This window comes from Methylomonas sp. PHL2-19 (genome assembly GCF_059331595.1).
Genome location: NZ_CP196839.1, coordinates 455,710 through 471,925, shown reverse-complemented (window position 1 = coordinate 471,925; position 16,216 = coordinate 455,710). Strand labels below are relative to the sequence as shown.

17 protein-coding genes and 2 pseudogenes are annotated in these 16,216 nt (G+C 52.1%); 4 read left to right on the top strand and 15 right to left on the bottom strand.

Annotation, left to right across the window (positions count from 1 at the left end):
* The first annotated feature begins 82 nt into the window (after positions 1 to 82).
* A complete protein-coding gene (locus ACR02O_RS02200) occupies positions 83 to 826 on the top strand; it encodes a methylenetetrahydrofolate reductase (RefSeq protein ID WP_458138690.1) in 744 nt (247 codons plus the stop codon).
* A gap of 166 nt (positions 827 to 992) precedes the next feature.
* Here the strand turns inward: ACR02O_RS02200 and trpC are convergent, their stop codons facing one another.
* The 5 genes from trpC to trpD all read right to left on the bottom strand — a co-directional run bounded on the left by trpC (position 993) and on the right by trpD (position 4,755).
* Positions 993 to 1,793 (bottom strand): indole-3-glycerol phosphate synthase TrpC, encoded by an 801-nt coding sequence (gene trpC / locus ACR02O_RS02195; protein WP_494522703.1) that lies wholly within the window; start codon positions 1,791 to 1,793, stop codon positions 993 to 995.
* A gap of 364 nt (positions 1,794 to 2,157) precedes the next feature.
* On the bottom strand, positions 2,158 to 2,556 hold the full coding sequence (locus ACR02O_RS02190; protein WP_494522702.1) for a hypothetical protein: 399 nt from the start codon (positions 2,554 to 2,556) through the stop codon (positions 2,158 to 2,160).
* A 552-nt stretch (positions 2,557 to 3,108) separates the two neighbouring features.
* Entirely contained in the window at positions 3,109 to 3,408 is a 300-nt protein-coding gene (locus tag ACR02O_RS02185) for a CopG family antitoxin (protein WP_205451875.1), read from the bottom strand.
* Positions 3,395 to 3,688 carry a toxin gene (locus tag ACR02O_RS02180; protein ID WP_494522701.1) on the bottom strand — a complete coding sequence of 98 codons (294 nt, stop codon included), beginning with the start codon at positions 3,686 to 3,688 and terminating at the stop codon, positions 3,395 to 3,397. Before ACR02O_RS02180 ends, ACR02O_RS02185 begins: the two co-directional genes overlap by 14 nt.
* Positions 3,689 to 3,747: 59 nt before the next feature.
* Entirely contained in the window at positions 3,748 to 4,755 is a 1,008-nt protein-coding gene (gene trpD / locus ACR02O_RS02175) for an anthranilate phosphoribosyltransferase (protein ID WP_494522700.1), read from the bottom strand.
* 376 nt (positions 4,756 to 5,131) lie between these two features.
* Here trpD and ACR02O_RS02170 point away from each other — a divergent pair, with 376 nt between their 5' ends.
* Entirely contained in the window at positions 5,132 to 5,977 is an 846-nt protein-coding gene (locus tag ACR02O_RS02170) for a hypothetical protein (protein WP_033157511.1), read from the top strand.
* Positions 5,978 to 6,043: 66 nt separating this feature from the next.
* Here the strand turns inward: ACR02O_RS02170 and ACR02O_RS02165 are convergent, their stop codons facing one another.
* From ACR02O_RS02165 to trpE, 6 genes are all read right to left on the bottom strand, one after another.
* Positions 6,044 to 7,288 carry a TIGR03862 family flavoprotein gene (locus ACR02O_RS02165; protein WP_033157510.1) on the bottom strand — a complete coding sequence of 415 codons (1,245 nt, stop codon included), beginning with the start codon at positions 7,286 to 7,288 and terminating at the stop codon, positions 6,044 to 6,046.
* A 7-nt stretch (positions 7,289 to 7,295) separates the two neighbouring features.
* Positions 7,296 to 7,553 (bottom strand): Txe/YoeB family addiction module toxin, encoded by a 258-nt coding sequence (locus ACR02O_RS02160; protein WP_033157509.1) that lies wholly within the window; start codon positions 7,551 to 7,553, stop codon positions 7,296 to 7,298.
* Positions 7,550 to 7,786, bottom strand: coding sequence for a hypothetical protein (locus tag ACR02O_RS02155; RefSeq protein ID WP_033157508.1), 237 nt, complete (start codon positions 7,784 to 7,786; stop codon positions 7,550 to 7,552). Before ACR02O_RS02155 ends, ACR02O_RS02160 begins: the two co-directional genes overlap by 4 nt.
* An 86-nt stretch (positions 7,787 to 7,872) precedes the next feature.
* A complete protein-coding gene (locus ACR02O_RS02150) occupies positions 7,873 to 8,304 on the bottom strand; it encodes a DUF2442 domain-containing protein (protein ID WP_494522699.1) in 432 nt (143 codons plus the stop codon).
* A 109-nt stretch (positions 8,305 to 8,413) separates the two neighbouring features.
* Positions 8,414 to 9,004, bottom strand: a complete 591-nt coding sequence (locus ACR02O_RS02145) for an anthranilate synthase component II (protein WP_033157507.1) — start codon at positions 9,002 to 9,004, stop codon at positions 8,414 to 8,416.
* The gene (trpE, locus tag ACR02O_RS02140) at positions 9,001 to 10,509 is read right to left on the bottom strand and encodes an anthranilate synthase component I (protein WP_494522698.1); all 1,509 of its coding nucleotides are present in this window, start codon (positions 10,507 to 10,509) and stop codon (positions 9,001 to 9,003) included. The genes ACR02O_RS02145 and trpE overlap by 4 nt, the downstream gene beginning before the upstream one ends.
* Positions 10,510 to 10,649: 140 nt before the next feature.
* Between trpE and ACR02O_RS02135 the strand changes: the two genes are divergently transcribed.
* Together ACR02O_RS02135 and ACR02O_RS02130 are read left to right on the top strand one after the other, a co-directional pair.
* Entirely contained in the window at positions 10,650 to 10,883 is a 234-nt protein-coding gene (locus tag ACR02O_RS02135) for a hypothetical protein (protein WP_458138681.1), read from the top strand.
* A gap of 344 nt (positions 10,884 to 11,227) precedes the next feature.
* Positions 11,228 to 11,416 (top strand): annotated as a pseudogene (locus ACR02O_RS02130) (IS110 family transposase); the annotation flags it as partial.
* A 161-nt stretch (positions 11,417 to 11,577) separates the two neighbouring features.
* On the opposite strand, the gene ACR02O_RS02125 reads toward ACR02O_RS02130, so the two are convergent.
* From ACR02O_RS02125 to ACR02O_RS02110, 4 genes and pseudogenes are all read right to left on the bottom strand, one after another.
* Entirely contained in the window at positions 11,578 to 12,156 is a 579-nt protein-coding gene (locus ACR02O_RS02125) for a hypothetical protein (RefSeq protein WP_319961034.1), read from the bottom strand.
* Positions 12,156 to 15,764 carry an RHS repeat-associated core domain-containing protein gene (locus ACR02O_RS02120; RefSeq protein ID WP_458139205.1) on the bottom strand — a complete coding sequence of 1,203 codons (3,609 nt, stop codon included), beginning with the start codon at positions 15,762 to 15,764 and terminating at the stop codon, positions 12,156 to 12,158. The genes ACR02O_RS02125 and ACR02O_RS02120 overlap by 1 nt, the downstream gene beginning before the upstream one ends.
* 72 nt (positions 15,765 to 15,836) lie before the next feature.
* Positions 15,837 to 15,929, bottom strand: a pseudogene (locus ACR02O_RS02115) (DUF6531 domain-containing protein); the annotation flags it as partial.
* 11 nt (positions 15,930 to 15,940) lie between these two features.
* Positions 15,941 to 16,162, bottom strand: coding sequence for a hypothetical protein (locus tag ACR02O_RS02110; protein WP_445369930.1), 222 nt, complete (start codon positions 16,160 to 16,162; stop codon positions 15,941 to 15,943).
* Positions 16,163 to 16,216: the final 54 nt, after the last annotated feature.

The following is a 16,216-nucleotide window of genomic DNA, read 5'->3' as shown; positions in this document are numbered from 1 at the left end:
GCTTTGTCTTTACTGCGTTACAATCCATACTTTGCGCATTGCGCTCGTTTCCAGTCAAATCTTTTAACTACCCAGCCACACGATGAATATTTCGTTTGAAATTGTCCCGCGCAGCCTAGAGGCTTTCGACGAGCAATACGCCTTTGTGCAAACCTTGGATAAAGGCGTCAACATCATTAATGTCCCGGACATCCAACGCTTCGATACCCGCAGCTGGGAGTTGGCGGTCCGCGTAGATCGAAGCAAATACCGGTTTATTCCGCATTTTCGGGCGATAGACTTCAAAATCGACAGCGGCGAACTCTACCGCATCATCGAAGAGTATGCGCTAGACAGCGTGTTGTTGGTGTCCGGCGATCCGCCGGAGGGGTTGAAGCGGTCGTTTTACAATACCGATGTGGTGGATTTGATTCGAGCCGTGCGCCAGCGTTTTCCCAGTTTACATATTTATGCCGGCTTCGACCCGCATCGTAGCGGTGTGCAGGATGAATGCGATTACATCCAACGCAAGGTCGATGCCGGTGCCGGCGGCTTTTTCTCCCAGCCCTTCTACGACAGCCGCATGATTGACATCTACGCCGAGCAGATGCAAAACCTGGAAACCTATATCGGCATCAGCCCCATCACCAGCAAGGCCTCGATGAATTATTGGGAAGTGAAAAATAAGGTGAAGTTTCCAAAGAGTTTTCGGCCGGATTACGACTGGAACGTCGAGTTTGCCAACGGCGTAATTGCCTCGGCGGCGGCGAATGGCTTGAATGTGTATTTCATGCCGATTCGGATTGATTTGGCCCGGTATTTTGGCGAGATTAAATTGGGCGGCTAATATCAGATACTTGGGCATCCGGACGAATCCGTCATCCCCGCGCAGGCGGGGATCCACTTTTTTGATTTTCCTGGGTTCCCGCATTAGCGGGAACGACGGGAGAAACGCCTGCCGTTCCACGAGGGAACGCCTCTTTAGATTCTCTGTGTAAGGTCTTGCTGTTGGCCTAAAAAAACAACTCGCGCATTTTTTTCCCTGGCGATTCCGCGCGCATAAACGCTTCACCAACCAGGAAGGTATAAATACCGTTGTCCTGCATCAATTGCACATCGGCTGGCGTGTGGATACCGCTTTCGGTGACGATCAACTTGTCGGCTGGGATGGTGTTTTTCAAATCCAGCGTGGTTTGCAGGGACACGTCGAAGGTGCGCAGATTGCGGTTGTTGATGCCGATCATATTGGTGTTGAGCTTTAGCGCGCGTTCAAGTTCCTGAGCATCATGCACTTCGGTCAATACGTCCATGCCCAAGCCGGTAGCGGTGTCGGCCAATTCTTCCAGCATCGCATCGTCCAAAGCAGCGACGATCAACAGGATGCAGTCCGCACCCAGTGCGCGCGATTCGTGGATTTGATACGGATCGATCATGAAGTCCTTGCGAATCGCCGGCAACGGGCAGTTTTGCCGCACCATTTGCAGATTGGCTTCCGAGCCCTGGAAAAACTCCTTGTCGGTCAGCACCGACAAACAAGTCGCGCCGCTGAACGCATAATCCACGGCAATTTCCACCGGCTTGAAGTTCTCGCGGATCACGCCCTGGCTGGGCGAGGCTTTCTTGATTTCGGCGATGATCGCCGGCTTTTTCTGATCGGCCTTGCTGCGCAATGCTGAATAAAAGCCGCGCGGGCCTTGTACCGTGCCGGCTAATTCTTCCAGCAGCGACAGCGGCGTATTGCTTTTGCGGCGCGCTACTTCTTCGGCTTTTTTGGCTAGGATGGTTTTTAGGATGTCGGGTGTGTCGTTTGTCATTGTTTGATTTTTATGTGGTGTCGCTATCGCGACCTATTATATTTGAAGTCGGGTCTCGGCCCGACAGCCGAGATACTTTTCTTTGCTTGTCCAAAGAAAAGTATCCAAAAGAAAAGCCACCCGGATGCCGCTTGTATCCTGCGCGCCGGAGGGTTTGAACGGGGTTTTTGGAAGGGCTATTCATAGCCCTCCAAAAACGAGCGGCATCCCTGCCGCTCCCCTTCGGGCTATTCCGTCCAAACCCTCCGGTGCTCGGCGCGGCATAGGGGAGAAAATTGTCCCGAGTTTATAAGTCGCCTGGTCTAAAAATTATGTAGCCTTGATGGAGTGAAACGTATCGGTCGCTAGCGATGTCCTACGAGGATTAATCTGGATTCGAACTACGTTGTCGAAAATAGTACAGCTCAAAAAAGCCGAACAAGCCCATTAAAAGAAGAAGTTGCCAAACAGGTATTAGCAAATAATCCCACCCTCCAGTTGGAATTCCTTTTAACCTAAAATAGCCAAACGAAACCATAGACAAGCCGCTAACTAAACAAAAGGAAACTACTTGAAAAATCAAAGACTGATTGGCGCGATTTAGCAAAAAGACAAGTATTCCATAAGGCGTCAGAGCGAACATTACAAGGAAAAAATGAACATGCAATTGTTCTAGCTCATGCGTATTAGACCAATCAATGCCCCCGACATAAAAAATAAATGTAATTCCTGAAATAATTTTACATGCGCGAACCAGACTTTGGTGAGTGACGATAGTTGCCATTTTATTGGTTTCCAGGATTGGTAGGACCGTAAGGATGTGCTTAACGAAGTGAAGCGCATCGGTCGCGATCGATGCGCCTCCTACAACAGACCGTCTCTCAATGCTTTCAAATTCATACGATTCTTGAGTGAGCTTAGCGGAACAATTCCCCCTATGCCGCGCCGAGCACCGGAGGGTTTGGACGGAACAGCCCGAAGGGGAGCGGCAAGGATGCCGCTCGTTTTCGGAGGGCTATGGATAGCCCTTCCGAAAACCCCGTTCAAACCCTTCGGAGCGCAGGAAACAAGCGGCATCGGGGTGGCTTTTTCTTTGGATACTTTCTTTTGGCCAAACAAAAGAAAGTATCTCGGCTGTCGGGCCGAGACCCGACTTCTAAATAACCCGTTGCGATAGCGACACAAAACTTCAACTACTTCCGACATCAAGTGTCTCGCTTTGATCGATAAATAAACCTGAGTAAACCTCTCAAACCGTTCGAAAAACCAGACCTAGACAATAGACCGGCTAATCAAGCGAATCAACCCGCCAGGCCAAAAAACACTATTTGGCAATCTATTGGTTTGAACGAGAATTTAAGCTGGAAGGTTTCTCTACTAAGCGACCTGAAACATATTTGTGCAAAACACTGGCAATCAGTGTTTGATACGGAATACCTTCTTCCAACGCACGAGCCTGAATATCCATCAGATCGGGAGAGGATAAGCGGATATTGACTCGTTTATCTTTGATGGTGGTAGCTAAGGCTGCGGCCTTGAATTTAGCCAAATCGGCTTTCGATGGCGTTGTCGACTCAAGTTCGCCCTGCTCATAGGCCGTCAGAAGATCTTGTTCAAAGTCATCAAGTTTTATCATTGGGTTTTTTCCTGGTCAGATAATCTCGGGTTGCTTTTCTGCTTGGAATAACTGTCTTCAAGAAAAAATAATTGGCTTCCTCGACGTAAGGTACCAAGTAAACATAACCATCCAGCGCTACCACGAGCACAAATTGATTGGGATATTTTTCCTGGTTGGGGTGGCGTAATTCATCCAGCATTCCGTCAGCTTCGATAGCCAATACTATTTCTTCGAAAGAGATGCTGCGTTCTTTCTTCAATAGTTCATTTTTCTCATGATTCCAGCGAAACGGTTTCATGGATAGAGTTTACGTCGGCGTGTGCCTATTGTCATCATTTATAGGGCAAATGCTGCCGCTCAAGAGTAAGCAATCAACGCCTCAAATTTCCCCAACGCACTCCCATCCGCCAACACCTGATGCGCTCGGCGAATGCCGGCATCCAGCGAATCGGCCAAATCGGCGGCATAAATCGCTGCGCCGGCGTTTAATGCCACAATGTCGCGGGCCGGGCCGGCTTGATTATTTAATACCGCGCGCATAATTGCCAGGCTATCGGCTGCGCAAGTGATCGACAAGGTTGCCAGGCTGGCGCGCGGCATGCCGAATTGTTCCGGGGTGACGGTGCAGCTGTGCACGATGCCGTCGATCAACTCGGCGACGTCGGTCGGTGCGGCGATGCTGATTTCATCCAGGCCGTCGCGCGCATGCACCACCAGCACATGCTTGCTGCCCAGTTTTTTCAAGACTTCCGCAACCGGCACCAACCATTGTTTATCGAACACGCCGATCAATTGATGCGGCGCATTGGCCGGATTGGAGAGCGGGCCGATCAGATTGAACAAGGTGCGCACGCCCATTTCCTTGCGCGGACCGACCGTGTGGCGCACCGCGCTGTGATGTTTGGCGGCAAACAAAAAGCCGACGCCGATGTCGTTGACGCATTGCGCCACTTGTTCGGCGGGCATATCCAAATTGATGCCTGCTGCTTCCAATACATCGGCGCTGCCGCAGCTGCTGGATACCGAGCGATTGCCGTGTTTGGCCACTTTGCCGCCGGCCGCCGCGACCACAAAGGCCGCCGTCGTCGAAATATTGAAAGTGTTGGCACCGTCGCCGCCCGTGCCGCAGGTGTCGATGACATGCTCTCCATGCACCGGAACCGGCCGCACCAGCTCACGTAACACACTGACCGCCGCGGCAATTTCTTCGATGGTTTCGCCCTTGCAGCGCAAGGCAATCAAAAAGCCGGCGATTTGCGCGTCGGTCAGCTCGCCTTGCATCATGGTACGCATCACATCGCGCATTTCCTCGGTGCCGAGGTCTTGTTTATCCAGAAGTTTTTGCAGCGTGGCTTGGATTTGCATGGAGTGGGTAGCCGGTGTCTTGGTCAAGACAGGGATGATAACAAACGACGGCTCATATCGAAAACCTCGCGGGCCGTCAATCCCTCGCGAGCGAGGTCGCTTGCTTACACGATCTCGAGAACGGGTAGATAAAAAGGCGATTTTATTCCAAGCCAGCTTATAAATTTCAAGTTTTATTGACGTAGCACATTGATTAAGCCGTTATGTTTTTATGGTAATTGACGGTGGTTAACTTAGCTGTTAAATGACGGTCAAGACTAGCATTTTAAATAAGCGGCTTGTCGCAAAGAGCTAGTCTTTATCAGCATGGCAACGGTTTTTGGCCGTTTGGCCGTGCGCAGAAAATTTGTGCTCGTTAATCAATGGAGACATTACCATGAAATACTTTGCCAAGCCGATTCGGCGACCTTACTTTAAGACTTATCTGTTCAGCATTCTGGTGCTATCGCTTTGCCTTGCCCAATCTGCTGAGGCGGCGACGGTTTCTGCGAGCGCGGTCATCGACTGGAGTACCTTTAAAATTACCGCCATTGATATTGGCAATGGCCTGCCAACTGTGACGTGGAGTAATCAGAACGACACTAGCCAAGTGAATACTGGTTACTACTACAACACCTATGATAGCGCGGCAAATTGGAGCTCAGGGACTTCGACTACCGAGTCACTGTCCACATCGACCTATAGCAGATCTGCTTCCAGCGCTACATCGATTAATCAAATCAACGCCAATGCCGCTCTAAACGGTTCTTTTCCGTATCAAAGTTTATCAGCCAGCAGCGGTAGCCAGCGATCCGGCAGTTTTACCGTGCAAGGCAGCGGACTGTTAATTTTCGAAGCGAATTACAGTTTGATGGGGGATCTGGGTGCCTCAAGTAATGCCTCGGCAAGCTCCAACGCAAGCTTCAATTTGAGTTACTACAATGGCGGAAACTCCGGGTCAGTCAACCAAAATGTCAATCAGTACCTATCAACCGGCTCCGCGCCCGTGACGGAAAACGATATATTGTCTGTTGCTTTGGTCTTTAAAGACGGTTGGAGCGGAAGTTTTTCCGCGAATACCAGTGCATCGGTTTACGGGTACGACTACGGAACCGGAGGCGGCGGCAGCGTACCGCTACCGGGGGCTTTCTGGCTATTTGGCAGTGTATTGGCCGGAGCCGCCTCGTTGCGGTCGGCTAATACAATGCGCAGAATGCGGCCATTCGCAGAAGTCGCACGCTAAACAAGATGTCGAAGGGGTGGCGCCGGCTACCCCTTTTTTGCGTCCGGCTATGGAGTGGGGAGTTCTTTAAAACTTTTGATGCCGGTTTAGCCAGTCACACACGCCCAGTCCGGCACTGCGGCCGGTAGCGAAGCAAGCCGAAAGCAAATATCCCCCGGTCGGCGCCTCCCAATCCAGCATCTCACCGGCGACAAAAACGCCGGGTAGCGCGGTAAGCATCAGATTTTGATCAAGACTGTTAAAACTCACGCCGCCGGCGCTGCTGATCGCTTCGGCGATGGGCCGGGTGGCATTGACAGTGATGGGCAAGGCTTTGATCGTCTTCGCTAGAATGGCGGCGTCGGCAAATTGCGCCTGGCTGAGCACTTCGCGTAGCAAGGCCGCTTTGACGCCGGAAATGCCAACCCGGCTCTGCAAATGGCTGGATAAGGACCGGGAACCCCTGGGGCGGCTGATTTCGGCCAGCACCCGTTCCGCATCGCGTCCTGGCAGTAGGTCAACGGTGAAGGTGGCGCTGCCGTGAACATGCAGATATTCGCGCAGCCGCCGCGAAAATGCGTAAATCAGGCTGCCTTCCACGCCGTGCGTGCTAATCACCATTTCGCCTAGCCTGCGTTCGGTGTAGCCCTGCGTGTCGGTAAAGGTTAGCGCTATCGATTTGAGCGGCGCGCCGGCAAACTTCTCGCGTAGATGCGCACTCCACGCTACTTCAAATCCGCAATTTGCGCTTTGCAAGGGTGCAACTTCCACACCGCGAGCCTGCAGCCATGGCACCCAGGCCCCATCCGACCCAAGTTGCGGCCAACTAGCACCGCCCAAGGCCAACACGGTTGCTTGTGGCTTGACCGAAATTTCGCCATCCGGATTGCTCAGGCGCAGCGCGCCATCATCATCCCAGCCCAGCCAGCGGTGGCGCATATGAAAGTGCACACCATTCGAACGCAAGCGGTGCAGCCAGGCGCGCAGCAGCGGTGCGGCCTTCATCTCCGTTGGAAACACGCGGCCGGATGTGCCGACAAAAGTTTCTATGCCCAAGCCTTGCACCCAGGCTCTCAGGGCCTCCGGAGAAAAGGCGTTCAGCATCGGTTCCAGTGCGGCACGCTGTGTGCCGTAGCGAGACAAAAACGGCTCGAACGATTCAGAATGGGTAATGTTTAATCCACCCTTGCCGGCCATCAAAAACTTACGCCCGGCAGAGGGCATAGCGTCATACACAGCGACGCTCAAGCCGGCCTGGCTTAGCACTTCGGCGGCCATCAATCCGGCGGGGCCGGCGCCGATGATAATTGCTGAATAGCTAATGGCGGCCACCTTGGAATCAACGGTAATGATATTTGCACGCGACGATTAGGCACTCACCATTTTGCACCCGGTAAACCAAACGATGTTCCTGGTCGATTCTCCTAGACCAAAATCCTTGCAGCTGATGCTTCAAAAGCTCAGGTTTACCCAATCCACTATGAGGATTGCGGGCTATGTCGCTAATCAGCGAAACGATACGCTGGTAGATTTTTCTGTCGGTTTGCGCCCATTCATTGAAGTCTAGAAATGAACTTTGCTCGAAAGCGATTTTCATAGCTCGGATAGGTCAACGCGAACGATATTTTGCTTTTGCTCGATATTGTTAATGGCTGTTAGCAAGCGTTCGCTGTTAACCGGATTTTTCAGCAAATATGTGGTTTCGTCTTCTTCGGCCTCCAAGCTATCGCAAATGGCGATTTCCACTACTTTATCGTGGAACAAGGCTTTAACAGATTGCAGAAAATCGTCGTTAAGCTCGCTGGCTTTGAGTTTGTAAGTCGTGTACATGTTAATGCGCTCCGGAAATTTTGAGTTGGCGGTAACAAAGTCAGCATTAGTAACAAGAATTGCCGTTACTCCCTAATTCAAGTGGCTTATAGCTTGGCTTGCAACGGATGTCTATCAGGATGCTTGATCATTTCTATTGTCAAATCGACATCGATCTCCGGCCAATAAAAATGATCCGGCGATGGCTCTTCGACTTGGTAGATAGTCTGAAGAGACTGGTTTTTAAACCACGGGAAATCGTTATATGACATGTACAAGGTATTTTCCCTAGTTTTCAACCAAAGGCCATGGCTAGAAATTTGGGTTACTTCAACGCTGAAAGCTGTATCGCTATCCGGAGCATCCGATCTGGGTGCCGTAGAATTTCTTCGGAGCTTTGAAATTTCCTGCCAAATAACAGGTATTGCGGCTAAACCCAAAATGAATTGAAACCAAAAAGCAAACCAGAACCATTCGGGACGTTTGTCAATATGAATAATCGAGCTACTGCGACCAAAACCGATTTCGCCGGTAAACAATGCTGTCAGACAGCTGTATACGAAATATAAGTCCCAAGCGAAAATCAAGAACCAAAAGCTCAAGCCAAGCAATGTTGGAATGCGGGACCTAGCTCCTGTAATTCCAATTTTACCGCGCCAAAAAATTCCGCAACATATCATGTCCATGCTCGGTCAGGATCGACTCGGGGTGGAATTGCACGCCTTCAATATCCAGCGTTTTATGTCTTACGCCCATGATTTCGTCGATGTTGCCGGCCTCGTCCTGGGTCCAGGCGGTCACTTCCAGGCAATCCGGCATGGTCGCTTGTTCGATCACCAGCGAGTGGTAACGGGTGGCGGTGAACGGATTGCTCAAGCCTGTGAACACGCCCAAATCTTTGTGATACACCGGCGATACTTTGCCGTGCATGATCTGCTTGGCGTGGATGATGTTGCCGCCGAAGGCGTAGCCTATGCTCTGGTGACCCAGGCAGACGCCAAGAATCGGGTATTTGCCGGCGTACCGGTGGATGGTTTCGACCGAGATGCCGGCCTCTTTGGGGGTGCAGGGGCCGGGGGAAATGACGATTTTGTCCGGGCGCAGCCCTTCGATGTCTTCCACCGTCACTTCGTCGTTACGCACCACCACCACCTCGGCACCCAGTTCGCCGAAATATTGCACCAGGTTGTAGGTGAACGAATCGTAGTTGTCGACCATCACCAATCTGACGCCGCTCATGTTTGTGCTCCTTTAGATTGAGCCGCGCTGCTCAGGAGGCCGGCTTCGGCCATGCTGACGGCGCGGAACACCGCGCGGCCTTTGTTCATTGTTTCATCCCATTCGTTGCGCGGCACGGAATCGTAAACGATGCCGGCGCCGGCTTGAATGTGTAAGGTTTGGTCTTTGATGATGGCGGTGCGGATCGCGATCGCGGTATCCAGATTGCCGGACCAGGAGATGTAACCCACCGCGCCGGAATAAATCCCGCGCTTGACCGGCTCCAGTTCGTCGATGATTTCCATGGCCCGGATTTTCGGCGCGCCGCTGACGGTGCCGGCCGGGAAGGTGGCCGCCAACACGTCGAAGGCATTTTTACCTTCCTGCAATTCGCCGGTGACGTTGGAAACGATGTGCATCACGTGCGAATAGCGCTCCACGATCATTTTGTCGGTGAGTTTGACGCTACCGATTTTGGCGACTCGTCCGGTGTCGTTGCGGCCCAGGTCGATTAGCATCAAATGCTCGGCGATTTCTTTTGGGTCGGCCAGTAGTTCCTTTTCCAGCTCCAGATCCTGCTCGTGGGTTTCGCCGCGTTTGCGGGTGCCGGCGATTGGTCGCACCGTCACTTCGTTGTCTTCCAGCCGCACCAGAATTTCCGGCGACGAGCCCACTACATATAGATCGTCCAGGTTCATGAAAAACATATACGGCGACGGATTCAAGCACCGCAAAGCCCGATACAAATCCAGCGGAGCGGCTTCAAACGGAATCGACATGCGCTGCGACAACACCACCTGCATGCAATCGCCGTCGGTGATGTATTGTTTGGCTTTTAACACCGCGTCTTCGTAGCCTTGTTGGGTAAAACCGGAGACAAAATCGTGTTCGTGCACGTGCTTAACGGCAGGATGTGCTTGCGGATTGGCTTGCAGTTCACGCAGCTTCACCACCAGTTCGTCGAGTCTGGCCTTGGCGTTTTCGTAAGCTTGGGCTTGTGCCGGATCGGCATGGGTCAGCAATAGCATTTTGCCGGACAGGTTGTCGAATATCAGCAAATCTTGCGACACCATCAACAAAATGTCCGGCGCGCCGATAGGGTCCGGCTTGCCGCTGGGCTTTAAACGCGGCTCGATATAGCCGATGGTTTCATAACCGAAATAACCGACCAGACCGCCGTTGAAGCGCGGTAAACCCGGCACATCCGGCACCTTGTAGTTTTGCCGAAATTCTTCTATCCATTCCAGCGGTTGAGCGTGCTCGAAAGTCTGGTTGTCGTGGCCGTCTTTTTCGACCGTGATGCGGTGGCCGCTGATTTTGATACGGGTTTTGCAAGGCAAGCCGATGATCGAATACCGTCCCCACTGCTCGCCGCCGTGTACGGACTCAAACAAATAGGAATAAGGGCCGTCGGCCAGCTTTAAGTAAGCGCTGAGCGGCGTGTCCAGATCGGCCAGCACTTCGCGGCAGATCGGGATGCGGTTGTAGCCTTGTTGGGCGTATGCGGTAAATTCGGCGGGTGTCATTATTATTCTCTTGAAGCAACCGGTTGTGCGACTCGCGATTGTAACGCACAACGCGCCCAGCAGCGACCCGCGCGGCTGAAAACTGAGCCTACTGCGAAATTGTAAACTGCTTGGACGTCCAAAATTAAACTGGCCGCACGTTGACAGCCTTATATTTTGCACCTCTATCTATCGGGCTGATAAAAATGGAGTTGTTACAGCGTGACATTGAGGTGTTGGAGCAGGAAAGGCATCAGCGTTTGGGACAAGACGCGGCAGCAGCTGATCAAGGGCCTTCGGCAGCTGATAGCCCTGTCGGCAAGGTTAAAACATTGGCGGTGAATAAAGAGTTTGGCGAATCCATGCGCATTTCGGGTATTGCACTTCGGTTTTGAATCTGCAGTTTGTGTCGAGCCATGCAAGGCGCAACGGTCGCGAACGATGCGCCTGTCGGCAGCATCCTATAGATCAGCGCACGTTATCGCGTTGGAACCAAAACTATAGCAAGGAAGATTTGATTGACGGGCAAGGCCGTAAGACATACGGCGCAATACGGCTTCGCCTATTGACGCCCTACCGATTGCGACTTACGGCCTTAAGAAGGCTCCAAGGCTATGGCTATTTAATTCCAGTGTTGGGCAATGAGATTACCACCTCTCCTGTCGATTGTTCTTTTACTTGTCGAGCAGGTGGGACTGTGGGATTTTCTGGATATGTTTTGCCGTTAAATATGAGTTCCGCGTTCTATATGCCGGCCATGGTGACGCTTTATAAAACAGCCTGGGGTAAACAATTCCGTGGACGATTAGCCGGTGCTGGTAAACCCAATAAGCTGATTATCGGGGCCATGATGCGTAAATTGATTCATGTGGCATTCGGTGTCTTGAAATCCGCAAAACCCTTCGACTCGGCTATTCATCTGGCTTGACTTGGATAACAGTATCTACGGCCCTGAAATCCGCAAAACCCTTCGATTCGGCTATTCGTTTGATTTGATTTGGATAACAGTATCTACGCGGGCTTGCTTATGAGAGACCAGCGGTCTTGCAGTCATGAGCGGAACCCGCCAAAAGTTCCGCTTTATGCCTGTTACAAGCGACTATTCGGTGACCAATGAATATAACCTTCTCCATCATAGGCGCCAACAACAACTTCTAGTATATTTTTGAACGAATCGTATTTTGAATTCATAACACAATCTTTAATATCAATAGAATTTTCTAACTCAAAAACAACGCACAAAAAATGCCACGAAACACCAGTTCCTCTAATTAAATCTCTCAATTTTAATTCCGTGGCTTCTGTATCAACAACCCAATGATAGACCTCGTCATTATTTGTAAGACATGAACCGTGGCCAGCTACATTTTCCGCACTTCCCATTACATCATCAAACATTGCAATAGACGGAGAATTTAACTTCAAAGCTCTTAGTATTCTATCCGGCAATGAGTTGTCAGAGCCTTTGCCAAATCCCCAAGAAAAATCAACAACATTTTCGACATTTAAATCTGCAGGAACAACAGAAAAAACACCGCCAACGCTTAAATCGACTTGAGTTTTTACAAACTGGCATAAGGAATTATCAATATCAAGAACATTTAATATGTGCTTAATAGCTTTTTCCCTCGCCAAGCCTAAGATTGATTGAACTGATGAATTTTTCATTATTTCGGCCATATCGTTCCATCAGGCCCAATTCGATAGCCAGGGCCATTTCTATCATTAAAATCCCAGTGTGGGCCAATATCTCCACCATGATCTAAGTCAGGATGCAAACTTTCCGGGCCATTTGGATTTTTATAGCCGCCTTTATCGCCACCTTGTGGTGGTTTGCCTTTCCAAGGCCATTGATTGCCATTCTTGTCTACGGGACATTGACCGGGTTTATCAAAATCAAAGTCTGGAATATTTTCCGGCAAATCAATTGGTACTGATGGACCTTCATCTCCAGAACTAAGTGAATCAGCGATCATTGCGCCGCCAAGTACAACCGTTGCAGCATCAACAAGCGCCTGAACAGCTGGTATTACAAGAGGCGCTGCAACTGCAACCAATCCTTGAGGATCGGTATATCTCAGAGGATTGTTATAAACATAGGCATAGGTATTAATGCCCCCCGCCAACCCAATCGGATCGGATTGCAGGTAGCGCCCGAGGTTAGGATCGTAGAAACGGGCGATATTGTAATGCAGGCCGGTTTCTTCATCGTAGTATTGACCGGGGAAACGCAGATTCTGGGTGATGAAGGCCGTGGTCGGCGTGGCCTTGCCGAACGGATCGAAATCTGCTGCCCAACTGATGTTGCCCGTGCGGTCCGTGGTTTTTTGGGGCGTGCCCAACCGGTCGTTGTGGTAATAATGGATAGGCCAGGGTGTCTGGTTTGGATCCGAGTCCACGTCATAGTTGATCCGCGCCAGTGGCTCGCCTTCCAGGTAAACATAACTGTGCGAGAAGGCCGTCCCTCCCCACTTGGTTTCATCCAGCAGCGTTCCGCTCAGCACGTCATAATCAAACGCGACGTTACCGCTGTTTGTCAGTTTCATGCTGCGATAGCCGAAGGCGTCGTACTTATTAGCCTGAACCGAGACTAGGCTTCCGCCCGCCTCATCCTTGATGGCCGTGACCAAATGGTCGGTGGCCTGGTAAAAATGCCGGCTGCCTTTCTGGCTCGCGTCGCCGTTCGCGTCGTACTGGTAGCTGGCCTGCTGCGCGCCCGTGAGCGCCAGCAGTTTCTGGCTGCCGAGGTCGTAGGTATACGAGGTCTGTGCGCCATTCCGCTCGCTGCTCAGACGGTTGCCTACATCGTCATAGCTAAAGGCATGGGTGTTCACGCCGGTGGCGCTGGACAGCCGGTCCAGCGGGTCGTAACCGAAATTTCGATGACGCCCCGAGGAGCTTAATTCGTCGGCCACACTGTCGAGGTTACCGTTCAAGTCATAGCCATAGGTGGCGGCCATGACGCCCGGCACGGTGCGCCCGGTTTCCCGGTAGTCTAAGTCGTAGCGACGGCTGATCTGTTTGCCATTGCCGTAGGTGAGCGATTTGACCGGGCCGAACGGCAGATGGGTGATGTGAGTTGCTAGCGGTGTTGTTATGTCGTAGACCCAGCTAACGGTACCATCATCCCAGTCGTGCAGCGATACCGAGTCGACTTGGCCGGCCGCATCAAAGCCATAAAGAACTTCACGGTATCCCGAATGCGATATTTTTTCTACTTTGCCATCGGCGTCGTAGGCATAGTAAATAAAGTTATCGTAGGTATGCGGCAAACCCTTGGCGGTGATGGAAGTCAACCGTCCTGCCCGGTCGTACTTGAGAGTCCGGTTACCGCTGGAGCCCGAACGCAAGGCGCGCGACAGCTTGCCCAAGTTGCCGTTTTCGTCGTAATAAAACTGCGCGCCGCCGTCGCCACTTTTAATCCGATTCAGCGCATCGTAGGTATATGTTACCGACACCTTGGCCACATCCGTTTTACCGATCCGGTTACCGGCACTGTCGTAGCCGTATTGAGTAATCCCGGTATTGGGACTGTCCAGTTGCATCAGGTCGCCGAGGCCGTTGTAGCTGTAGACGGTGTCGTGGTTGTTGGCATCGGTGACTTGGGTGAGGCGGTCTTGGCCGTCGTAGCGATAGTCGGTCAAGCCGGCGAGAGCATCGGTGTTGCGGATCAGCCGGTTCAGGCTGTCGTATTGGTGCTGGGTGGCATGGCCGTTAGCGTCCGTGACCTGGGTCAGGTTGCCGTTGGCGTCGTATTCGTAGCGTGTGGTCTGGTTGTAGGCGCCGATGTCTTGGGCCAAGCGGTTCAAGGCGTCGTAGACGCGACTGCGGGTTTTAACCACTGCGCCGCTGCTATCGAGAATTTCCTCTTTGGTGCGGTTCCCCATCGCATCCAGCGTGTAATGAATCTTGCCTCCCAGGGCGTCGGTGATGTCGGTCAGGCGGTGCGCAGCGTCGTAGGTAAACGTATGGGTCACACCGGCTGCCGAGGTAGTTTGAGTCAGGTTGCCGGCTTTGTCGTAGGTGTAGGCGGTGGTGTTGCCGTCGACGGTTTTTTGGGTCAGGCGGCCGCGAGCGTCGTAAGCAAAGCCAATCACCAAGCCATTAGGATCGGTCAGGCTGAGCAGGCGGCCGTTAGCGTCGTAGGCGGTAAAGGTGGTGGTGTGGCCGAGAGCATTGGTGATTTTCCACAGGTCGCCGGGATGGTGAGTGGCCGTGGTATCCGAGTAATAGCTATAGGCGGTGATGTCGCTAACGTCGGTACGCGGGCCGTCGGCGCTCAGCACTTGGCCGAGGTTGTTGTAGGTATAGCTCCACCTGCGGTTTTGCCCGGTCGCGGTATCGGTGACGGCTTTGCTTAGCAGGTTGCCGCCCGCGTCGTAATTGAAGGCGGTGCGCCGGCCGGCCTCGTCGATTTGGGTGGGCAGGTGGTAGTTGGCGTGCCACTGGCTGCTGATTTTGCGCTCAATGCTGTTCGGCGCCGGTACGTAAGTACTCAGATTGGCCGGGCAGCTGGCACCGGGCGCCAGGCCTTCGATGCGGGTCGTTTCCAGATTGCGGCTTAGGTCGTAGACGTAACAGCTCAGGTTGCCGTTGAAGTCGGTGCGGCTGGCGAGGTTGCCGTTGGCGTCGTAACTTTGGGTGTGGGTTGCCGCAACACTACCGGCTCCGGCGGGCTGGCTAATAGCGGTTAGTTTCTGAACGTTTAAGATAGTCTGAAACGTGTAATGCCGGCTGGCATTGAAGCTATCGACGACATCGGTGCTATTGTCATTGTTATAGCTCAGCGCTACTTGTTCAACGTCGCCGGCATGTTTGGATAAATTGGCGCGACCTTGGCTGTCGTAGGCCCAAGTCGCATAACGGTCGCCGTTCTCGTCGGTGATGCCGGTCAGGGCATGCGGGAAGGCGGTGCTCTCGTAATGGTAGAGTTTGAAGCTGCCATCCTGATAGGTCACTTTGCTGAGGTTGCCATCGCTATCATATTGATATTGACTACTCAGGCCGTCCGGGTAGGTGACGCTGCTGATCCGGTTGGCGCTGTCGTAAGCCAGTTGCAGACTGTGGCCGAAGGGACCGGTGACCGTGACCAAACGCTGGCTACTGTCGTAGCTGTATGTGGTGGTGCGACCGTTGGCTTCGGTGCGTGACACGATGCGACCGGCGGTGTCGTAACGTTCCACCACGCCCAGTTGATCGGTCAAGCTGTAGCCGGTGCTATCTTGGGTTAGCCGCAATTGGCTGTCGGCATCGCCTTGCCAGAGTCCGTTGCTCAATGTGAGCCATTCGGCACGGCCATCGGCTTGGTGGATAAAAATCTTGCCGGTTAGAATTTCCAGACTGGGGGCAAGTTGATGGCTCCAACCGTAGCCTATGCTATTAGTATTCCGTAATTGCTGAACACTGTTATAGTGACGTCTGAAAGATAAACCAATACTTTCATTAGAAAAATCTACGTCTTTTTGATATTTATTTCCTGTTGCGGAATCACATGGATTTCCAACTTTACTAGCGCAACCACTATTTTCACCCGCACTCTTTTGGTAATTGACCCCGGCGCACGTCCCATTAGCGTAATTTGGTGCAGAACCATCAGGACATGAAAGATCTGCTCTACATGTAAATCCCCCTCCACATCCAGTACTTGAGCAGTTAATAATAAGTCCTTGTCCATAATAAGAACATTGAGCAGGGCTTAAATACATGTCTGGGTGACCCGGCCATGTGG

Excerpts from the sequence above, each read along its gene's own strand:
- ACR02O_RS02200 (WP_458138690.1), top strand. The coding sequence starts at position 83 with ATGAATATTTCGTTTGAAATTGTCCCGCGCAGCCTAGAGGCTTTCGAC.
- trpC (WP_494522703.1), bottom strand. The coding sequence starts at position 1,793 with ATGACAAACGACACACCCGACATCCTAAAAACCATCCTAGCCAAAAAA.
- ACR02O_RS02190 (WP_494522702.1), bottom strand. The coding sequence starts at position 2,556 with ATGGCAACTATCGTCACTCACCAAAGTCTGGTTCGCGCATGTAAAATT.
- ACR02O_RS02185 (WP_205451875.1), bottom strand. The coding sequence starts at position 3,408 with ATGATAAAACTTGATGACTTTGAACAAGATCTTCTGACGGCCTATGAG.
- ACR02O_RS02180 (WP_494522701.1), bottom strand. The coding sequence starts at position 3,688 with ATGAAACCGTTTCGCTGGAATCATGAGAAAAATGAACTATTGAAGAAA.
- trpD (WP_494522700.1), bottom strand. The coding sequence starts at position 4,755 with ATGCAAATCCAAGCCACGCTGCAAAAACTTCTGGATAAACAAGACCTC.
- ACR02O_RS02170 (WP_033157511.1), top strand. The coding sequence starts at position 5,132 with ATGAAATACTTTGCCAAGCCGATTCGGCGACCTTACTTTAAGACTTAT.
- ACR02O_RS02160 (WP_033157509.1), bottom strand. The coding sequence starts at position 7,553 with ATGAAAATCGCTTTCGAGCAAAGTTCATTTCTAGACTTCAATGAATGG.
- ACR02O_RS02155 (WP_033157508.1), bottom strand. The coding sequence starts at position 7,786 with ATGTACACGACTTACAAACTCAAAGCCAGCGAGCTTAACGACGATTTT.
- ACR02O_RS02145 (WP_033157507.1), bottom strand. The coding sequence starts at position 9,004 with ATGAGCGGCGTCAGATTGGTGATGGTCGACAACTACGATTCGTTCACC.
- trpE (WP_494522698.1), bottom strand. The coding sequence starts at position 10,509 with ATGACACCCGCCGAATTTACCGCATACGCCCAACAAGGCTACAACCGC.
- ACR02O_RS02125 (WP_319961034.1), bottom strand. The coding sequence starts at position 12,156 with ATGAAAAATTCATCAGTTCAATCAATCTTAGGCTTGGCGAGGGAAAAA.
- ACR02O_RS02110 (WP_445369930.1), bottom strand. The coding sequence starts at position 16,162 with ATGGACAAGGACTTATTATTAACTGCTCAAGTACTGGATGTGGAGGGG.